The following is a 16,539-nucleotide window of genomic DNA, read 5'->3' on the forward strand; positions in this document are numbered from 1 at the left end:
TTTCGTATTGCTGGATATTGAGAGTAGAGGAGTGTTCGGTGCGGCTGCTGATTATTTGGCCAGGAACATGACGTCGCGCGGCAAGCCGATCAGGTGCTGGCCGCCATCGACCAGCAGGGTGGTGCCGGTCAGCGCGCGCGCGCCGGCCACGTAGCAGACGGCATCGGCCACGTCCTGCGGCGTGCTGGAGCGCCCCAGCGGGGTGTTTTCATGCGCCTTGACGAAGTTCGCTACGCTTTGATCGCCGGACACCATGGTGATGCCGGGGGCGATGCCGACCACGCGCACTTTCGGCGCCAGCGCCTGGGCCAGCATGGTGGTCGCCGACAGCAGCGCGGCCTTGGACAAGGTGTATGACAAAAAATCAGGATTGAGATTGTACAGTTTTTGGTCCAGCAAGTTGATCACCACGGCTTGCCCGCCTGCCGGCGTGGCCTGGTACAGCGCCTGCGCCAGCAGTACGGGCGCGGCCAGGTTGGCGTGCATGTGGGCGTCGAGCGCGGTGAACGAAAAATCGCCGGCATTGTCGTATTCAAACAACGAAGCGTTATTTACCACGCAAGTAATGCGGCCCAGCCGCTCCTGCGCCTGCGGCAATAATTGGCGTACCTGCGCCTCCTGCGCCAGTTCGCACTGGAAGGCATGGGCGCGCCGGCCCAAAGCGAGCAGTTCGTCGACCAGGCTCAGGGCGTCGTCGCGCGAATCGCGGTAGTGTACGGCGATATCCCAGCCGTCGCGCGCCAGGCCCAGCGCGATGGCGCGGCCGAGGCGGCGCGCCGCGCCCGTGACCAGGGCGACCCGGGGTGTGCTGCCTGTTGTATCTGTCGAAGTGTGATTCATGTACTTTATGCGTGTGATGATGGAGGCGGCGGGCCACTACTGGCGGCATGCGCCGCCGATTCGCTACAATGCGGGAATGTCCCTACCCGAACCCGATAGCGACGCGCTGGCCGCGTCCCATGCCTTGCAGCACCTGATCGCCGCCGAGATCGCGCGGCACGATGGCGCCATTCCCTTTGCCCGTTTCATGGAGCTGGCGCTGTATGCGCCCGATCTTGGCTATTACAGCGGCGGCGCCGCCAAGCTGGGCGAACATGGCGATTTTACAACCGCACCGGAAATTTCGCCGCTGTTCGGCGCCACCCTGGCCCATGTGGCAGCCGCTATTATGGCGCAAACGGCCCCCCGCATCCTGGAATTCGGGGCCGGCACCGGCAAGCTGGCGTTCGATATCCTGACCGAGGCGGCCAGCGCCGGCATCCATATAGAGCAATATGCGATCGTCGAATTGTCGGGCGAATTGCGCGCGCGACAGGAAGCCGCCCTGGCCGGATTTGCGCAGGTGGTGTGGCTGGACGGCTTTCCCGACAGCTTTGAAGGCGCCGTGTTCGGCAATGAAGTGCTCGACGCCATGCCCGTCAGCCTGATCAGCAAGACCCCCAGCGGCTGGTGCGAGCTCGATGTCGGCATCGCCGATGGCAGGTTTGTGTATGTCGAGCGCGCCGCCGGCGGCGAGGTGGCGGCGCAGATCGCCGCGCAGGTGCCCGACGCCGACCAGTTGCCGGTCGGCTATGTGACGGAAATCCACGGCGTGGCCTGCGGCTTCATGCGCTCGCTGGCGCGCATGCTGACGGCGGGCCGCGGCGGCGCGGCGGTTCTGTTCGACTATGGTTTTCCGGCCCACGAGTATTACCTGGGCCTGCGCGCCACCGGCACCCTGATGTGCCATTACCGCCACCATGCGCATGCCGACCCGTTTTATTTGCCCGGCCTGCAGGACATCACGGCCCATGTCGACTTCACCGCCATGGCGCTGGCCGCCCAGGAGGCGGGGCTGGAGGTGCTGGCTTACATGAACCAGGCCAGTTTCCTGCTGGGCGCCGGCATCGGCGACCTGCTGATGCGCAGCGACCCGGAACAGGCGAAAACCTTTTTGCCGCAATCGATCGCGCTGCAAAAGCTGGTCTCGCCGGCCGAAATGGGCGAATTGTTCAAGGTACTGGCGGTGGGCCATGGCGTGACATTGCCGGACGCCCTGTTGTCGGCGGACCGCAGCCACCGCCTGTGATCAAGTGTCGCGTGGCCGGCCGTGTATTTTCGCCGCCGGCCATGGTTCATCTTGTCAAATCGTATATGATGATCGATACCGCCTGGCTGCAGCTGGCAAACACCCGTCGCCGCGTACGGATTTCAAGATAGAACGATGGGAAAGATACATACACACTATGACAACCTGAAAGTGGCGCGCCTGGCGCCGCAGGAAGTCATACGTGCCGCGTACAAGGCCCTGAGCCAGAAATACCATCCCGACAAGAATCCCGGCGACGAAAAGGCGGCCCGCATCATGGCCATCCTCAACAGCGCCTACGGCACCCTGTCCGACCCGCTGCGCCGCAAGGAGCACGACGAGTGGATCGCCGCCGAGGAATGGGAAATCGAATGGCTGGAAAGCACCCACCGGGAAGAAGGCAAGGAAGAGGGAAAACGCAAGGACGGCCGCGCGCATGCGCCCCAGCAGGAGCATGGCTGGGCGCAGGACGTGCCGCCGTCCAGGCCCAGGCGGCCGGCCGTGCCGCTATGGCGCAACTGGCGCTGGTGGCTGAGCCTGGTTGTCTGCCTGCTGCTGGGCTGGCTAAGTGCCCTGCTGGTGCAGGGTAGCGCGCCCGAGGTGCCGGCCGCGCTGGCCTCGGCCTGGAATGGCCTGGCGCGCGATGGCGTCAAGCCGGATGCCGCCGCCGGTCACGATCCGGGTGCCAAGCCGGAGGCCAAGGCGGAGCCCGTGGCCATCGACAGCTGGGCGGTGGGCAAGCCCTATGCGCCCGAACCGGCCCAGCCGAAGATGCCGGAAATCAAAGTACTGGCCGTGTCGCAGCTGATCCTGAAGGCGGGCCTGCCCGCCTGCGATGGCGGCGCGCAGGCGCTGGTGGCGCCGAATGGCGAGCCGTGGCCGCTGCAGTCCGGCTATGTGAGCGGCTTTGCCATCAGCAACAAGGGCGAGGACCTGTCCATCACCCTGGACAACAGCGCCAATGCCACGCCGGTGTTCGTCAAGCTGTTCGACCTGGAACGGCGCGCCAATGTGCGCTATCTGTACCTGCTGGCGCATGACAAGCTGACCGTCGAGCAACTGGCGAGCGGCAAGTACGAGGTGCGCTACCAGGCGGTCGAGCCGGGCAGCGAAGGATGTGGCGGCAAAAGCAGCGACAGCGTGGTCACGCCGCCGGCCAGCCCGCCACGGGCGCAGGAAGAGACGCAGAATCCTGTTGTAAGCAGCATCTAATCTGATTATCCTTGACAGGCATCAAGCAGCGGCGTTTCTTGCGTATTTAATCCTTAGGAGTATCCATGACCGACCTCACAGCCGATGCAGACGACAACTGGCTGCTCGACGAGGATGAGCCAGTGGCGGCCTTGAGCGGAGCGGCGGCGCCTGACCAGCGCCTGTGGCGCGTCCTGATCGTTGACGATGACGTCGATGTGCATGCGGTCACGCGGCTGGCGCTGCGCAACGTCAATTTCAAGGGCCGCGAGCTGGAGCTGTTTTCCGCCTACAGCGGCCGCGAAGCGTTCGATATCTTGCGCGACACGCCCGATATCGCGCTGGTGCTGCTCGACGTGGTGATGGAAACCGACGATGCGGGCCTGATCCTGGCCAAGCGCATCCGCGCCGAACTGAACAACCATATCGTGCGGGTGGTCCTGCGTACGGGCCAGCCGGGCCAGGCGCCCGAGCAGCGCGTGATCGTCGAGTACGACATCAACGACTACAAGGCGAAGACCGAGCTGACCACGCAAAAGCTGTTTACCACCGTCATTTCGGCCCTGCGCGCGTATGAAAGCCTGATGATGCTCGAGCGCAGCCGCATCGGCCTGGGCAAGATCCTGGCCGGCGCCACCAATCTGTACCAGATCCATTCCCTGCGTGAATTCGCCTCCGGCGTGCTGAACCAGGTCAGCGCCATCCTCGACGTGGGCGCCGACGGCGTGCTGTGCCTGATGCAGGGCGGCGCCGGCCAGCCCGAAGTGGTGGCCGCCACCGGCACCTATGCGGCGCTGGCCGAATCAAACGCGATGCCGCCCGAACATGCGCTGACGGCGGCGATCGACAAGGCCTTTGCGGAAAAGCGCAGCCAGTTCGAGCATCCGGCCAATGTGCTGTTCATCCATACGGAAAGCAAGCGCGAGCTGGCCATTTCGATCACGCCGCCGTGGCCGCTGGCACCGATCCAGCGCGACTTGCTGGAAGTGTTTTGCGAGCGCATCGCCGCCGCCTTCGACAATCTGTACATGTTCGGCCAGTTGCGCAAGGCCCAGGAAGCGACCGTGGTGGCGCTGGCCGACCTGGCCGAATTTCGCGACAGCGACACCGGCGGCCATGTGCGGCGGGTGCAGCAGCTGACCGACGCCATCGCCCAGCGCATGAAGCTGCGCGGCGTCTGCCTTGACGAGCTGACGCCGCAACTGCTCGACATGATCGGCCTGGCCAGCATCCTGCACGACGTCGGCAAGGTCGCCACGCCGGACGCGGTGCTGTTGAAACCGGGCCTGCACACGGAGCAGGAAAGGGCGCAGATGCAGCTGCACGCCAGCGTCGGGCGCACCATCCTCGAGCGGGCCGCCAATATGGTCGACGGCGTCAGCTACCTGACCTATGGCGCGCAGATCGCCGGCGGCCACCACGAGCATTTCGACGGCGCCGGCTATCCGAACGGCCTGAAGGGACGCGCGATCCCGCTGGCCGCGCGCATCGTGGCGGTGGTCGACGTGTTCGACGCCCTGCTGCACGAGCGGCCCTACAAGGAACCGTGGCCGTATCCGCAGGTGCGCGAGTATATCGAGCAGCGCAGCGGCAGCCAGTTCGATCCGGAAGTGGTGGCCGCGCTGCTCGACCTGATCGACAACCAGCCGCAGCTATGGCATCCGGAGCACGCCGCCTGATGCCGCCGTGCGCGACATGAAGGACTTCAAGGGGCTGTCGGCCCTGATCATCGAGCCGCATGGCGGCATGCGCTCGAGCCTGCACAATATGCTCAATCTGTGCGGCCTGGCCAAGATCGACGACGCCGCCAGTTCCAGCCAGGCGATCCGCATGCTGGGCAACCGCAGCTACGACCTGATCCTGTGCGAATACGACCTCGAAGGCGGGCAGGACGGCCAGCAGATGCTGGAAGACCTGCGCCACCACCGCCTGATCCACGCCTCGACCATGTTTTTCATGGTCACCGGCGAAGGCAGCTTTGCCAAGGTGGTCAGCGCGGTCGAGCTGCTGCCGACCGACTACATTCTGAAACCGTTCACGGCCGACAACATGTTGGAACGCATCGCCCGCGCCGTCGACAAGCGCGCCGCCTTCATGCCGGTGCACGAACTGATCGATGTCGGCAACGAGCGCGGCGCGATTGCGGCCTGCGGCGAAGGGGCCAGCCTGTATCCGCGCTACGCCACCGATTTCCTGCGCCTGCGCGCGGAACTGCACCTGCTGCTGGGCGAGGCGGCCGAGGCCGAGCCCATCTATGCTTCGCTGTATGAGGCCAAGGCGATCGGCTGGGCCCGCTTGGGCCAGGCCAAGACGCAGTTCCTGCAGGGCGATTACCCGGCCGCGCAGGCGATGCTGGAAGAACTGCTGGACAACAACAAGCGTTTTCTCGACGCCTATGACTGGCTGGCGCGCACGCACCAGGCGCAAGGCCACCAGCAGGCGGCGCAAAACGCGCTGGCCGACGCGGTGGCCTTGTCGCCGCACGCGGTGCGCCGCCTGCGCCGCCTGGGTGAGGCCGCGCTGGCGGCCGACGACGTCGACATGGCGGAAAAGGTGCTGAAACTGGTGGTCGGCAAGGCCAAGTATTCGGAATTCCGCGATCCGGAAGACCATGTGCGCCTGGTGCAGACCCTGGTGCGCAAGAACGATCCGCTGCAGGCCGGCGCCGTGATCCGCGAGCTGGACCGCACCATGGGCGGCCAGCCGAACACGGAGCTGTGCAGCGCCCTGTGCAGCGCCATGCTGCATGGGCAGACCGGCAACCAGGTGCGCCTGCAGGAATCGCTGGACGCGGCGCTGGCCGCCAACCGCCACAGCGGCGGCGCCTCGAACGCGGTCAAGACGGAGCTGGCGCGCTACTGCCTGGCCCATGGGCGCGAGGATGGCGCGGCCGAGGTGATGCGCGAGGTGATGCGCAATGCCCCCGACAGCGCGGCCATGACGCGCGCGATGGCCGTGTTCGAGCAAAGCGGCCGCGACGAACTGGCCAAGGCGCTGGCACGGCAAAGCCGCCAGGAAGTGGCCGATATGGTGGCCGCCGGTGCGGCCAAGGCGGGGCAGGGCGACTTCCGCGGCGCCGTCGAGCTGATGAGCGAGGCCGTCACGCGCCTGCCCGACAATCCGCAAGTGGTGTTCAACGCCGCCGTGGCGGTGCTGAAATGCCTGGAGCATGAAGGCTGGGATGAGCGCCTGGGCCAGCAGGTATTGAGCCTGATCGCCGGCGTGCGCCGGCTCGACCCGCGCAACCCCAAATTGCCGGTGCTGTCGGGCCTGCACCAGCAGTTGCTGCGCAAGTACAAGCCGGGCGGCGCGGCCTGGATGCACCCGCCTGACGCCCGTTGAATCGGGTGCTGGCACGGGAAAATGCGGGGTGCAAGCAGGGGGCACAAAAAAAATGCAAAAATTTTTCGCCAACCCTTGCACATTATTAATTTGGGGGCTTATAATCACGCCCCGAAGCAGCCAACTTCTTCTTTATAAGCAAATGCAGCAGCAAGCGATGCGAAACAAGGTTGACAGTTGTGAGTAGATGCTTCATACTCTGCGGTTCCCGCGGAGGGGTGGCCGAGTGGTTAAAGGCGACAGACTGTAAATCTGTTCTTTCGAGTACGCTGGTTCGAATCCAGCCCCCTCCACCAAGTTTTTGCAAGAAAACTGGGTAAGCAAGTGAAGATAAGTGAACGATACCTCGCGGGTGTAGCTCAATGGTAGAGCAGAAGCCTTCCAAGCTTACGACGAGGGTTCGATTCCCTTCACCCGCTCCAGTTCCCGTTCAGATGCTTTATGCATCCATGCAGCAAAATTACAGCCCTTGTAGCTCAGTGGTAGAGCACTCCCTTGGTAAGGGAGAGGCCACGTGTTCGATCCACGTCAAGGGCACCAGAATTCGCAGCAGGCAACACAGAAGCAATTCAAACCAGACCGTCGGGCGTGTGCCTGAGCAATCTAATCAAATCATTAGGAGTTCAAAATGGCAAAAGGTAAATTCGAACGGACCAAGCCGCACGTCAACGTCGGCACCATCGGCCACGTCGACCACGGTAAAACCACGCTGACCGCTGCAATCGCAACGGTTCTGTCGAAGAAATTCGGCGGCGAAGCCAAAGCATACGACCAGATCGATGCGGCTCCAGAAGAAAAAGCACGCGGCATTACCATCAACACCGCCCACGTCGAGTACGAAACGGCTTCGCGTCACTACGCGCACGTTGACTGCCCAGGCCACGCCGATTACATCAAGAACATGATTACCGGTGCAGCCCAGATGGACGGCGCGATCCTGGTGTGCTCGGCAGCTGACGGCCCGATGCCACAGACCCGCGAACACATCCTGCTGGCCCGCCAGGTTGGCGTTCCATACATCATCGTGTTCCTGAACAAGTGCGACCTGGTCGACGACGCAGAGCTGCTGGAACTGGTCGAAATGGAAGTGCGCGAGCTGTTGTCGAAATATGAATTCCCAGGCGACGACGTGCCTATCATCAAAGGTTCGGCCCGTATGGCGCTGGAAGGCAAAGAGGGCGAAATGGGCGTTGACGCCGTATTGCGTCTGGCCGATGCCCTGGATTCCTACATCCCTACGCCAGAGCGCGCTGTTGATGGTGCCTTCCTGATGCCAGTGGAAGACGTGTTCTCGATCTCGGGTCGCGGTACCGTGGTGACCGGTCGTATCGAACGCGGCATCATCAAGGTCGGCGAAGAGATCGAAATCGTCGGCATCATCGATACCGTCAAAACGACTTGCACCGGCGTGGAAATGTTCCGCAAACTGCTGGACCAGGGTCAAGCAGGCGACAACGTTGGTCTGCTGCTGCGCGGCACCAAGCGTGAAGACGTGCAACGTGGTCAAGTTCTGGCAAAGCCAGGCTCGATCAAACCGCACAACCACTTCACCGGCGAGATCTATGTCCTGTCGAAAGACGAAGGCGGCCGTCACACGCCATTCTTCAACAACTATCGTCCACAGTTCTACTTCCGTACGACGGACGTGACCGGTTCGATCGAGTTGCCAGCAGACAAAGAAATGGTCATGCCAGGCGATAACGTGTCGATCACCGTCAAGCTGATCAACCCGATCGCGATGGAAGAAGGCCTGCGTTTCGCTATCCGTGAAGGTGGTCGTACTGTTGGCGCCGGCGTGGTTGCAAAAATTCTCGCATAAGGAAACGTTATGCTTCCACTCGGGGTGTCTCGGGTGGTAGAATAGCACTCCACAAAAGTTTTACGTAGGGACGTAGCTCAATTGGCAGAGCGTCGGTCTCCAAAACCGAAGGTTGGGGGTTCGATGCCCTCCGTCCCTGCCACCGTCAAGGTGCAGGGCACCGAAAGTAGAAAAATGTCAAATCAATCCGTGCAAACCGTTAGCACGTCGAGTGACAAGATAAAAGTCGCGCTGGCAGTAGTGGCTGCGATTGCAGGAGTAGTCGGGTTTTATTACCTGGCAGGCCAACCAGCTCTGGTGCGTGCAAGCGCGCTTGTGGCTGGTTTGGTTATTGCTGTTGCGCTCTTGTATGTCTCGACGACCGGCCGTGAATTCCTGAATTTCGCCAAAGAAGCCGTGCGCGAGACCAAGAAAGTCGTTTGGCCTACCCGCAAAGAAGCCACGCAGATCACCGCGATCGTGTTTGCCTTTGTGCTGGTCATGGCGATTTTCCTGTGGGGCACGGATAAATTGCTTGAGTTTTTGCTGTATGACATAATTCTTGGTTGGAAAAAATAATGAGCGAAAATGTGCAAGATGACGCGGCACCCGCAGCTGGCGACGTTCCGGCAACGGAATCTGGCGCAGCGCTGAGCGTACCGGTCAGCAGCAAGCGCTGGTACGTTGTGCATGCTTATTCCGGCATGGAAAAAAGCGTCATGCGTGCACTGACCGAGCGCATCGAACGCGCCGGCATGCAAGACCAGTTCGGCCAGATCCTGGTGCCGATCGAAGAAGTGGTTGAAGTCAAGAATGGTGTGAAGTCGGTCACCGAACGTCGTTTCTACCCAGGTTATGTCCTGGTAGAAATGGAAATGACGGACGAGAGCTGGCACTTGGTGAAAAACACCAGCAAGGTTACCGGTTTCATCGGTGGCAAATCGAACAAGCCGACGCCGATTTCCGCGCGCGAGATCGATGCCATCATGCGCCAGATGCAGGAAGGTGTTGAAAAACCCCGTCCGAAAACCTTGTACGAAGTGGGCGAGCAAGTCCGCATCAAGGATGGTCCGTTCACCGATTTCAACGGCAATGTCGAAGAAGTCAACTACGAGAAATCCAAAGTGCGCGTCTCGGTCACCATCTTCGGCCGCGCCACCCCGGTGGAGCTCGAATTCGGCCAGGTCGAAAAAGTTTAAGTCTGTATCAAGCGCCACCAGGAGCGTCGCAAGAGTTACTGCGAAATCCGGTCAGAGGAGCCCCGCCAGGGTAGGATCGGCGGGGCGCTACTACTCAATCCAAGATAGGAGCCATCATGGCAAAGAAAATCATTGGTTTTATCAAGCTGCAAGTGCCAGCTGGTAAAGCAAACCCATCCCCACCAATCGGTCCAGCTCTGGGTCAACGTGGTCTGAACATCATGGAATTCTGCAAGGCCTTCAATGCACAGACCCAGGGTCTGGAGCCAGGCATGCCGATTCCAGTCGTGATCACCGCATTTGCTGACAAGTCCTTCACCTTCGTGATGAAGACGCCACCAGCAACCTACCTGATCAAAAAAGCTGCAGCGATCACCAAAGGTTCGCCGAAGCCACATACCGACAAAGTCGGTACGCTGACCCGCGCACAGGCTGAAGAAATCGCTAAATTGAAAACCCCTGATCTGACCGCTGCCGACATGGATGCTGCCGTACGCACCATCGCTGGTTCCGCACGTTCGATTGGTATCACGGTGGAAGGTGTTGTATAATGGCTAAGTTATCCAAACGTATCAAGGCTTTCAAAGCCAAAGTTGACCGTACCAAAGCGTACGAGTTCGACAACGCTGTCGCGCTGATCAAAGAGTGCGCAACCGCCAAGTTCAATGAATCGATCGACGTATCGGTACAACTGGGTGTTGATCCTAAGAAATCCGACCAGGTTGTTCGCGGCTCCGTCGTGCTGCCAGCTGGCACCGGCAAGACCGTACGCGTGGCTGTATTCGCGTCGGGCGAAAAAGCGGAAGCGGCCAAGGCTGCTGGCGCCGACATCGTCGGTATGGAAGACCTGGCCGAGCAGATCAAAGCCGGCGACATGCCTTTCGACATCGTCATCGCTTCGCCAGATACCATGCGTATCGTTGGTACCCTGGGTCAGATCCTGGGCCCACGTGGCCTGATGCCTAACCCGAAGGTTGGCACTGTTACTCCTGACGTCGCTACCGCCGTGAAAAACGCGAAAGCCGGTCAAGTTCAGTACCGTACCGACAAATCCGGTATCATCCACGCTACCATCGGCCGTAAATCGTTCGCTGACGCAGATCTGAAATCGAATCTGGTCGCACTGATCGACGCGCTGAACAAAGCCAAGCCAGCATCGAGCAAAGGCGTGTACCTGCGCAAAGTTTCGCTGTCGTCGACCATGGGCGCTGGCGTCCGTGTTGACCAGGCAAGCCTGGCAGCTTAAGTAAAGAATCAAGTCCCGCGCGCCTCCGGGCGCTGCGGGCGCATCTTTGGGCTGTCGGCATGGTGCTACACCGTGCCGGCAGACAATCAAAGACCGTTGGGCCGACTGCGATCACACATGCAGAAGGTTAATAGGCTGGCCGGCAACGGCCAGTGCCCAACGCAGATGGTGTACCCGAACAAGTTTTGTAGTCCTCATGCTGCGTGAATCCATCCGCTCAGTTTAGTACTTCTTGACTTCGGACGCCGTGTTCGAACCGATGCAAGGCGCTCAACCACTCGGTTGTGATCGCTGAACATCATTTAAGGAGGTTGACCGTGAGTCTCAATCTGAATGACAAAAAGGCCGTTGTCGCCGAAGTTTCCGCACAAGTAGCAAATGCGCAAACCATCGTCGTGGCCGAATATCGTGGCATCCAGGTTGGTCACTTGACGCAACTGCGTGCTAAAGCGCGTGCCCAAGGCGTGTACCTGCGTGTGTTGAAAAACACTCTGGCTCGTCGCTCCGTTGAAGGTACCGCATTCGCCAGCCTGGCAGATGCCATGACCGGCCCGTTGATCTACTCGATCTCGGCCGATGCCGTTGCAGCAGCTAAAGTCATCGCTGACTTCGCTAAAACCAACGACAAACTGGTCATCAAAGCAGGTAACTACGCAGGCAAGCCGCTGGATACAGCTGCTGTCACCGCGTTGGCGAGCATTCCTAGCCGTGAAGTCCTCATTTCGCAGTTGTTGGGCGTTATGCTGGCTCCGGTTTCGGGCTTTGCACGTGGTCTGGCTGCCCTGGCAGCGAAAAAAGGCGAAGGCGCCGAAGCTCCTGCAGAAGAAGCAGCAGCAGAAGAAGCCCCAGCAGCCGCTTAATTGCGCGCGCTTTTTTCTCTCAGTACCAATCTGATGTAACTAACGTAATAAATTTAGGAGTTTCAAAATGGCAATTAGCAAAGACGACATCCTGGAAGCAGTTAGCGCCATGTCCGTAATGGACCTGAACGACCTGGTCAAAGCTTTCGAAGAAAAATTCGGCGTATCGGCAGCAGCAATGGCTTCGGCCGGTCCTGCAGCAGGCCCAGCAGCAGCAGCTGAAGAGCAAACCGAATTCAACGTCATCCTGGACAGCTTCGGCGCAAACAAAGTTGGCGTCATTAAAGCAGTTCGCGAAATCACCGGCCTGGGCTTGAAAGAAGCTAAAGACCTGGTCGATGGCGCACCAAAAACTGTGAAAGAAGCAGTGTCGAAAGCTGACGCTGAAGCTGCACAGAAGAAACTGGTAGAAGCCGGCGCAACCGCTTCGATCAAGTAATATCTGTACTGGCGTCAGTTAGCGCCCGAGTCAAAGTCTGAGGTTTCCCCTCGCAAGGGGGGAAATCCGACTTTGGCTCCTTTGTCGTCCGCATCGTATTTGTAGTCGTTGTAAGCCGCAGTTTTTATTCGATTCAAGCCGGAAAGCAGAGCCTTGAGGTTTCGTCTGTGTCACACGCAGCCGCGAATGTTGCAAACGAGCACTTGCAAAACCTGAATTTTCTATCCTTTCTGTCACTCACGGAGTGTCCATGCACTACTCATTTACTGAGAAGAAACGCATTCGCAAATCATTCGCGAAGCGCGCCAACGTTCACCACGTTCCGTTCCTGCTGGCGACCCAGCTCGAGTCTTATCATAGCTTCTTGCAAGAGGACATAGCACCGTCCGGCCGCAAGAACGATGGCCTGCAGTCGGCCTTCACTTCGATTTTCCCCATCGTGTCGCACAATGGTTTTGCGCGCCTCGAATTCTTGTCGTACGTTTTGGGTGATCCTGCCTTTGACGTCAAAGAATGTCAACAACGTGGCCTGACGTTCGCGTCGCCGCTGCGCGCGAAAGTGCGCCTGGTGATCCTGGACAAGGAATCGCCGACCAAGCCGGTCGTCAAGGAAATGAAAGAACAGGAAGTCTACATGGGCGAATTGCCGCTCATGACGACCACCGGTTCGTTTGTTATCAATGGCACCGAGCGCGTCATCGTTTCCCAGCTGCACCGCTCGCCAGGCGTGTTCTTCGAGCACGACCGCGGCAAGACCCACTCGTCGGGCAAGCTGCTGTTCTCCGCGCGTATCATTCCTTACCGCGGTTCGTGGCTGGACTTCGAGTTCGACCCGAAAGACATCCTGTTCTTCCGCGTCGACCGCCGCCGCAAGATGCCAGTGACGATCCTGCTGAAAGCGATCGGCATGTCGCACGAGCAGATCCTGGCGAACTTCTTCGTGTTCGACAATTTCAACCTGCGCTCCGAAGGCGCGGAGATGGAATTCGTCTCCGAGCGTCTGCGCGGCGAAGTGGCGCGTTTCGACATCGTCGACAAGTCGGGCAAGACCCTGGTGCTGAAAGACAAGCGTATCAACGCGAAACACGTGCGTGATATCGAAGCTGCCGGCATCAAGCACATTTCCGTACCGGAAGACTACCTGCTGGGCCGCGTATTGGCGAAGAACATCGTCGACGGCGACACCGGCGAAGTCGTCGCGTCTGCAAATGACGAGCTGACCGAAGACCTGCTGGGCCGTCTGCGCGACGCCAGCATCTCCGAAATCCAGACCTTGTACACCAACGACCTGGACCAGGGCGCCTATATCTCGCAAACTCTGCGTATCGACGACACCGCCGACCAGATGGCCGCGAAAGTGGCGATCTACCGCATGATGCGTCCAGGCGAGCCGCCAACCGAAGATTCGGTCGAAGCGCTGTTCAACGGCCTGTTCTACAACTCGGACCGCTACGACCTGTCGGCCGTGGGCCGCATGAAGTTCAACCGCCGCATTGGCCGCGATGAACTGACCGGCGCCATGACCCTGTCGAACGACGACGTGCTGGCCGTGATCAAGATCCTGGTGGAACTGCGCAATGGCCGCGGCGAAGTCGACGATATCGATCACCTGGGTAACCGCCGCGTACGTTGCGTGGGCGAACTGGCCGAGAATCAATTCCGCGCCGGCCTGGTGCGGGTTGAGCGCGCCGTCAAGGAACGCCTCGGCCAAGCCGAAGCGGACAACCTGATGCCGCACGACCTGATCAACTCGAAGCCGATTTCGGCCGCGATTCGCGAGTTCTTCGGTTCGTCCCAGTTGTCGCAGTTTATGGACCAAACCAATCCTCTGTCGGAAATTACCCACAAGCGCCGCGTATCGGCCCTGGGACCCGGCGGTCTGACACGCGAACGCGCCGGCTTTGAAGTGCGCGACGTGCATCCGACCCACTACGGCCGCGTCTGCCCGATCGAGACACCGGAAGGTCCGAACATTGGTCTGATCAACTCGCTGGCGTTGTATGCCCGCCTGAATGAATATGGCTTCCTGGAAACTCCGTACCGCAAGGTCGAAGGCTCCAAGATCACCGATCAGATCGACTACCTGTCCGCCATCGAAGAAGGCCGCTACATCATCGCTCAGGCGAATGCGACCATCAACGACGCCGGCATGCTGTCCGATGAACTGGTCTCGGCCCGTGAAGCTGGCGAAACCATCCTGGTCTCCCCGGAGCGCATCCAGTACATGGACGTGGCGCCAGGCCAGATCGTGTCCGTCGCTGCCTCGCTGATTCCGTTCCTCGAACACGATGATGCGAACCGTGCATTGATGGGCGCCAACATGCAACGCCAGGCTGTGCCTTGCTTGCGTCCTGAAAAAGCGCTGGTCGGTACCGGTATCGAACGCACCGTTGCGGTCGACTCGGGCACCACCGTGCAAGCGCTGCGTGGCGGTATCGTCGATTACATCGATGCGGGCCGTGTCGTGATTCGCGTCAACGATGAAGAAGCACTGGCTGGTGAAGTCGGCGTCGACATCTACAACCTGATCAAGTACACCCGTTCGAACCAGAACACCAACATCAACCAGCGTCCTATCGTGCAAGTGGGCGACCGTGTTGCCAAGCGCGACGTGATCGCCGACGGCGCATCGACCGACCTGGGTGAATTGGCGCTGGGCCAGAACATGACCGTGGCCTTCATGCCATGGAATGGTCTGAACTTCGAAGATTCGATCCTGATCTCGGAAAACGTCGTCAAGGACGACCGCTACACCTCGATTCACATCGAAGAGTTGTCGGTGGTGGCCCGTGACACGAAACTGGGCGCGGAAGAAATCACGCGCGACATCTCGAACCTGGCTGAAAACCAGCTGGCTCGCCTGGATGAATCCGGTATCGTCTACATCGGCGCCGAAGTGCAAGCCGGTGATACCCTGGTCGGTAAAGTGACGCCAAAAGGTGAAACCCAGCTGACCCCGGAAGAGAAGCTGCTGCGCGCGATTTTCGGCGAAAAAGCCTCGGACGTGAAAGACACCTCGCTGCGCGTGCCTTCGGGCATGATCGGTACCGTGATCGACGTGCAAGTCTTCACCCGTGAAGGCATTGTCCGCGACAAACGCGCCCAGCAGATTATCGATGACGAACTGAAACGCTTCCGTCTGGACCTGAACGACCAGATGCGTATCGTTGAAGGCGATGCCTTCCAGCGTCTGGAAAAAATGCTGATCGGCAAAGTTGTCAACGGTGGCCCTAAAAAGCTGGCCAAAGGCGCCAAGATCACCAAGGAATACCTGGACGATCTGGACAAATACCACTGGTTCGACATCCGCCCGGCGGACGACGATGCAGCGGTAGCGCTCGAAGCGATCAAGGAATCGATCAACGAGAAGCGTCACCAGTTCGATCTGGCCTTCGAAGAGAAGCGCAAGAAGCTGACGCAAGGCGATGAGCTGCAACCAGGCGTGCAAAAAATGGTCAAGGTGTACCTGGCCGTGAAACGCCGCCTGCAGTCGGGCGACAAGATGGCGGGTCGCCACGGTAACAAGGGTGTGGTTTCCCGTATTGTTCCTGTGGAAGACATGCCATACATGGCCGATGGCACGCCAGCCGACGTGGTGCTGAACCCGCTGGGCGTTCCTTCGCGGATGAACGTTGGTCAGATTCTCGAGACTCACCTGGGCTGGGCTGCCAAGGGTCTGGGTATCCGTATCGGCGAAATGCTGAAGGCGCACACGCAAGCCGAAGAAATGCGCAAGTACCTTACCGTGATCTACAACGAAAACGGCCGCGCTGAAGATCTGGACGCGTTTGACGACGAAGAAATCATGAAGCTGGCGGAAAACCTGAAAAAAGGTGTTCCATTCGCCACGCCAGTGTTCGACGGCGCCAACGAAGAAGAGATCCGCCGCATGCTGGACCTGGCTTACCCTGACGCGATTGCCAAGAACCTCGGCATGACCCCGTCGAAAAACCAGGTGACCATGTATGACGGTCGCACCGGTGAAGCATTCGAGCGCAAGGTCACTGTCGGCGTGATGCACATGCTGAAACTGCATCACCTGGTTGATGACAAGATGCATGCACGTTCGACCGGTCCTTACTCGCTGGTGACGCAACAGCCGCTGGGTGGTAAAGCCCAGTTCGGTGGTCAGCGCTTCGGTGAGATGGAAGTGTGGGCACTGGAAGCGTATGGCGCGTCGTATGTCTTGCAAGAGATGTTGACCGTCAAGTCCGATGACGTGAATGGCCGTACCAAAGTGTACGAGAACCTGGTCAAGGGCGACCACGTGATCGACGCCGGCATGCCGGAATCGTTCAACGTGCTGGTCAAGGAAATCCGTTCGCTGGGTATCGATATCGACCTCGAACGCAACTAAAAGACAGCCACCTGTCATTTGGTTTGGGAAACACAAAGC

Annotated in this window: 13 protein-coding genes and 4 tRNA genes; 16 read left to right on the forward strand and 1 reads right to left on the reverse strand. The window is 59.9% G+C overall.

Features of this window, described 5'->3' with window-relative positions:
- Positions 1 to 51: 51 nt before the first annotated feature.
- On the reverse strand, positions 52 to 840 hold the full coding sequence (locus Q8L25_RS02955) for an SDR family oxidoreductase (RefSeq protein ID WP_308923499.1): 789 nt from the start codon (positions 838 to 840) through the stop codon (positions 52 to 54).
- Between the two features lie 76 nt (positions 841 to 916).
- Here Q8L25_RS02955 and Q8L25_RS02960 point away from each other — a divergent pair, with 76 nt between their 5' ends.
- The 16 genes from Q8L25_RS02960 (at position 917) to rpoB (ending at position 16,500) form a co-directional block, all read left to right on the forward strand.
- Complete coding sequence (locus Q8L25_RS02960) at positions 917 to 2,068, forward strand: SAM-dependent methyltransferase (protein WP_308925638.1); 1,152 nt, start codon at positions 917 to 919, stop codon at positions 2,066 to 2,068.
- Positions 2,069 to 2,203: 135 nt separating this feature from the next.
- Positions 2,204 to 3,280, forward strand: coding sequence for a DnaJ domain-containing protein (locus tag Q8L25_RS02965; RefSeq protein WP_308923500.1), 1,077 nt, complete (start codon positions 2,204 to 2,206; stop codon positions 3,278 to 3,280).
- Between the two features lie 65 nt (positions 3,281 to 3,345).
- On the forward strand, positions 3,346 to 4,938 hold the full coding sequence (locus Q8L25_RS02970; protein WP_308923501.1) for a DUF3369 domain-containing protein: 1,593 nt from the start codon (positions 3,346 to 3,348) through the stop codon (positions 4,936 to 4,938).
- A 16-nt stretch (positions 4,939 to 4,954) separates the two neighbouring features.
- Complete coding sequence (locus tag Q8L25_RS02975) at positions 4,955 to 6,601, forward strand: response regulator (RefSeq protein WP_308925639.1); 1,647 nt, start codon at positions 4,955 to 4,957, stop codon at positions 6,599 to 6,601.
- 212 nt (positions 6,602 to 6,813) lie between these two features.
- Positions 6,814 to 6,897, forward strand: a tRNA-Tyr gene (locus Q8L25_RS02980).
- Positions 6,898 to 6,949: 52 nt separating this feature from the next.
- Positions 6,950 to 7,023: transfer RNA gene (locus Q8L25_RS02985), tRNA-Gly, on the forward strand.
- 43 nt (positions 7,024 to 7,066) lie between these two features.
- A tRNA-Thr gene (locus Q8L25_RS02990) sits at positions 7,067 to 7,141 on the forward strand.
- Between the two features lie 88 nt (positions 7,142 to 7,229).
- Positions 7,230 to 8,420, forward strand: a complete 1,191-nt coding sequence (gene tuf / locus Q8L25_RS02995; RefSeq protein WP_065310157.1) for an elongation factor Tu — start codon at positions 7,230 to 7,232, stop codon at positions 8,418 to 8,420.
- Between the two features lie 66 nt (positions 8,421 to 8,486).
- A tRNA-Trp gene (locus Q8L25_RS03000) sits at positions 8,487 to 8,562 on the forward strand.
- Positions 8,563 to 8,594: 32 nt separating this feature from the next.
- Positions 8,595 to 8,978: a preprotein translocase subunit SecE gene (gene secE, locus Q8L25_RS03005; protein ID WP_065310327.1), complete on the forward strand. Its 384-nt coding sequence runs from the start codon at positions 8,595 to 8,597 to the stop codon at positions 8,976 to 8,978.
- Positions 8,978 to 9,598 carry a transcription termination/antitermination protein NusG gene (gene nusG, locus Q8L25_RS03010; RefSeq protein ID WP_094442924.1) on the forward strand — a complete coding sequence of 207 codons (621 nt, stop codon included), beginning with the start codon at positions 8,978 to 8,980 and terminating at the stop codon, positions 9,596 to 9,598. Before secE ends, nusG begins: the two co-directional genes overlap by 1 nt.
- A 116-nt stretch (positions 9,599 to 9,714) precedes the next feature.
- Positions 9,715 to 10,149: a 50S ribosomal protein L11 gene (gene rplK, locus Q8L25_RS03015; protein ID WP_034753131.1), complete on the forward strand. Its 435-nt coding sequence runs from the start codon at positions 9,715 to 9,717 to the stop codon at positions 10,147 to 10,149.
- Entirely contained in the window at positions 10,149 to 10,844 is a 696-nt protein-coding gene (gene rplA, locus Q8L25_RS03020) for a 50S ribosomal protein L1 (RefSeq protein ID WP_065310183.1), read from the forward strand. The genes rplK and rplA overlap by 1 nt, the downstream gene beginning before the upstream one ends.
- Positions 10,845 to 11,161: 317 nt before the next feature.
- The gene (gene rplJ, locus Q8L25_RS03025) at positions 11,162 to 11,704 is read left to right on the forward strand and encodes a 50S ribosomal protein L10 (RefSeq protein WP_029496119.1); all 543 of its coding nucleotides are present in this window, start codon (positions 11,162 to 11,164) and stop codon (positions 11,702 to 11,704) included.
- Between the two features lie 67 nt (positions 11,705 to 11,771).
- Complete coding sequence (rplL, locus tag Q8L25_RS03030) at positions 11,772 to 12,143, forward strand: 50S ribosomal protein L7/L12 (protein ID WP_010394320.1); 372 nt, start codon at positions 11,772 to 11,774, stop codon at positions 12,141 to 12,143.
- Between the two features lie 250 nt (positions 12,144 to 12,393).
- Positions 12,394 to 16,500, forward strand: coding sequence for a DNA-directed RNA polymerase subunit beta (gene rpoB / locus Q8L25_RS03035; RefSeq protein ID WP_308923502.1), 4,107 nt, complete (start codon positions 12,394 to 12,396; stop codon positions 16,498 to 16,500).
- The last annotated feature ends 39 nt before the right edge of the window (positions 16,501 to 16,539 follow it).

The sequence above is a fragment of the Janthinobacterium sp. J1-1 genome, assembly GCF_030944405.1.
Taxonomy (GTDB): domain Bacteria; phylum Pseudomonadota; class Gammaproteobacteria; order Burkholderiales; family Burkholderiaceae_D; genus Janthinobacterium.